The organism is Synechocystis sp. FACHB-383 (assembly GCF_014698605.1).
Lineage (GTDB): Bacteria > Cyanobacteriota > Cyanobacteriia > Cyanobacteriales > Microcystaceae > Synechocystis > Synechocystis salina.
The window spans coordinates 1-3,369 of the sequence record NZ_JACJTJ010000049.1 but is presented as its reverse complement, the minus strand read 5'-3'; the positions used below and the strand labels follow the sequence as shown (position 1 = coordinate 3,369).

The 3,369-nt window shown below is 39.4% G+C and carries 2 protein-coding genes; one reads left to right on the top strand and one right to left on the bottom strand.

The window, feature by feature from the left end; translation table 11 throughout:
* Positions 1-379: 379 nt before the first annotated feature.
* Positions 380-2,818, bottom strand: coding sequence for a dynamin-like GTPase family protein (locus H6G45_RS15450; RefSeq protein WP_190599294.1), 2,439 nt, complete (start codon positions 2,816-2,818; stop codon positions 380-382).
* 113 nt (positions 2,819-2,931) lie between these two features.
* Here H6G45_RS15450 and H6G45_RS15445 point away from each other — a divergent pair, with 113 nt between their 5' ends.
* Positions 2,932-3,174, top strand: coding sequence for an HNH endonuclease (locus H6G45_RS15445; RefSeq protein WP_190599293.1), 243 nt, complete (start codon positions 2,932-2,934; stop codon positions 3,172-3,174).
* Positions 3,175-3,369 lie beyond the last annotated feature (195 nt).

Sequence of the window (3,369 nt, the reverse complement as noted above, 5' to 3'; positions counted from 1 at the left end):
TGACCACATGCTCATGACCACATTGAGGACAGTGACAGTCTGTAGACATCTTTCCAAAATCTCATTACTCAATATTCTCTATCATGCCATATCATTATTTACTTGAAACTCTCGAAAAAACTAGTGCGTTGAAATTGATCGCCATGCGATATGCTATTATCTTTATAAATCCATGAGCGATTATTAAATGCACTAGAAATTTTATCAATAAGGGTTGATAATTTATAAAGGGCTCCATTGCGGGAACAATTTATCACCGTACTTTGGTTCAATGAATTTAAATATTGATTAAGTTTAATTTCTATCATAGTTGTTGTAAATCCACAGGAAACAATTATAAGGCTTAAAAATATTTCAGTAATTATTACTAAGGTGAACGTCAATCTAACATATCTTCATCTTCAATTTCAACCATATCAGATGTAAAATTAGACAAATCAGAGCTAGAGATAATTGGTAATTGATATGAAATTTGCATTGTCTTTAGGCATTCATTGATACTCAATATACTGGTTTGATATTCATCAATTTTTTGCTTTATTTCTGATTGTAAGCGGGAATTTCGGGCAATTTTTTCCTCCGCATCTTGCTCCAAAGTTTGTTCCCGATATTTTCTGGCCACATCATACTGTTCCAAGATTATTTGGGCTTGCTCCTCTGCCATGGGTAACAAATGGGTTTTCAGAGTATTGTTGACAGTCTGCCGAAAATTTCTCCGCACCGTATTAAACACTTTCGGTTCAAAGTCCAGTTTTAACAACTCCTTAATAGCTGGCTCCGCCTCTACGATCGCCTGAGCATCATAACCTTGGGAAGTTTGCTGGAGAGTTTGCCGGAATTGGTAAATGGAAAAAGTACCTTCATCATAAAACCGGGGGCTTTCTCGTACATAGCGATCACATTCTGTGCGAGCTTCATTGACTAAAGCCTTGGTTATATCTGCCTCTGCCCGCCGTAATAGTTGCTCAATCCCGCCATCATTGCCAACCAGACGATAAACTTGATGGTAACAATCCACCTTCCGCAGGCGATCTCCTAATCGTTGAAAGAAATTTTTTACTAACTCATTTATTGATTCAATAAAAGCATCTTCTAACTCATTGGCAAGATAATATAAAGCCTCCACTAAAACTGCAATAAAAGGAGCGGTGGAATTACGGGGATGGCTTTCCGTTGCCCGCTTATAGGCATTCATAACCGAAAAAGTTTTTAACAACTCATCCAATCGAGCTACCATTCTTGCTTTTAATTTAGTAAAATCTTGGTCAAATTCCCGATCAGTCCCTATAACCACATCATTAACCTGATCACTCATATACTTTTTGAATTCAATACCCAGATTTTGCATTTCTTGATTGAGTAAAGTTAGCTCCTGGGCTTTCATTGCCGCAATTTCCCTGGGTTGACTGTCTAATTCTCGATAATTTTCTAAATAAAACTGCCGCAGAGCAATGCATAATGGTTGCAAATCATTAGCCAAAGTTGCAAATAATTCAGGATATTTTTCCTCCGCTAGGTATCGACCAATTCCAGAACGAAAAGATTCAATGCCACTGTCATGAATTAGTTGATCTATTAGGGGAGTTCCCCACTCACTCAAGATGCGGACATAGTTTTCATTGGATGTTTCATAACCATTGACAGAAACCCGAAAAGAAGTGGATAGCAATTTACCAGAATTAGCACAGTAATTATTAAATTCGCTGACAAATTGAGGTGTTTCTTCTTCCCCACCAAGGCTTTTAATATTGTCCGCAAAAATTGAATCTAAGCCAAAACGGTTACTACTGTTTGTTTGCTTAACTTGACTGCCATAAAAACCCAGTAAACCACTAGTTTTATAAACCTTAGAACTATCCCGAAATTGTGACTGAATTAAGCTTTCTAGTCGTTGTCGCAGTTGGGTATTGTACCAAGTATCATCAATGCGATTAAACACATAAAATACCCGGTCACGGATGCCTGTATTTTTGCTGATTCGTTCCAATAATTGTGTTTCCTCCGCACTCATATCTCCAGCGGCGGCGGGTTTAAGCACACAAACAACAGCGGAAGTATCAGGACTTTCAATTTTACGATAGGCTCTTTCTGCATCTTCTTTAACTGGGGCATCAATACCGGGTAAATCCACCAAAACATTGCCATCTTGTAATAGGGGATGGTGGCAAAAATAATCCAATCGTTTGAGAACCGCACTATTGGCCCCCCGGCGCGCATAGCCAGCAGCTTCTGCTAGACTTGAAAAATTAAGCTGATCCATGGAATAAGTAGAGTTTTGAACGGTATGAATACGCTCTCGATTTTGCTCAAATCCCATCAATAGTAAATGCAGGGCATTACCTTGTTTTGCTCTTTCTGATTTATTTTCTCCCCCTTCTTCTGCAATTATTTTCTGGCAATATTGATTAATTATTTTTACTGCTTCAGGCTGATTAATATTGAAATCCCCCACATTAACATCAAGATATTTCGTTAAAACTAACGCCTGCTGACGAATTTCTGCTTCACTCAAAAAAGTTAACACGACCCTTTCTTCATTTGAATTAGAATATTCAATGTGACATTCTGTGCCTGTCGCGTGTCCCTCTGCACTGTAAAGCAATTCTCGCTCCAGCAAAGCATTAATCAGCATAGACTTACCGGCACTAAAGGCCCCCGCAAAAACAATTTCAAAGCGGGGTGACAAGGCTTTCCCCAAGGCAGTTTCTACAATGCTAGTGTCCTGCTGACTACGAAGGGTGGGCTCCTGACGCAGAAGCTCAATCAGTTGATTTACTTGCTCGCGTAGATTCTGACATTGGGGGGCAATCTTGGACATGGAAGCCTCGGTAGTGGAGAAATTGCTCTAATACAAGGCTATGCTTAAGTTAATGAGCTGTTGACCTTGACTTTACAAAAATTGATATTTTCTTTGTTGTTTGTGCCATCGCTATGGAAAAAAGACCCCGCATTCCCATCCCTGTCAGCGTTCGTGAATATATTTTTCAACGAGATAACTATCGGTGCTGTAGTTGCGGCCTTGGTCTAGGGGAAACTGCTCTACAGATTGACCATATTATTCCTTTGGCAAAGGGCGGTAGTAATGATATGAGTAATCTGCAAACTCTTTGTCAAGGTTGCAACAGCAGCAAAGGTGCTAAGTTTGACCCCCGCTTCCGTCGGCGTTATGGGTGAAATGCATCATTAAGATTGGCAAAGGGCAAAAATTTTAGGTGAGATGATTTAGAAACCAAAGCCATGGAATTGTTTGGTGTTTTATAGCAAAGAACGAGATAGTTAGGACAATTCTCGCAAAGCTATATCCAATGCAGAAATTAGCGATTCTCCCTTACTAACAAGTTGGGAAACATAACGTTTTAGTCTCGCCCA

What these genes read in the sequence shown, in the direction of transcription:
- H6G45_RS15445 (WP_190599293.1), top strand. Translation starts at nt 2,932, where the DNA reads ATGGAAAAAAGACCCCGCATTCCCATCCCTGTCAGCGTTCGTGAATAT.
- H6G45_RS15450 (WP_190599294.1), bottom strand. Translation starts at nt 2,818, where the DNA reads ATGTCCAAGATTGCCCCCCAATGTCAGAATCTACGCGAGCAAGTAAAT.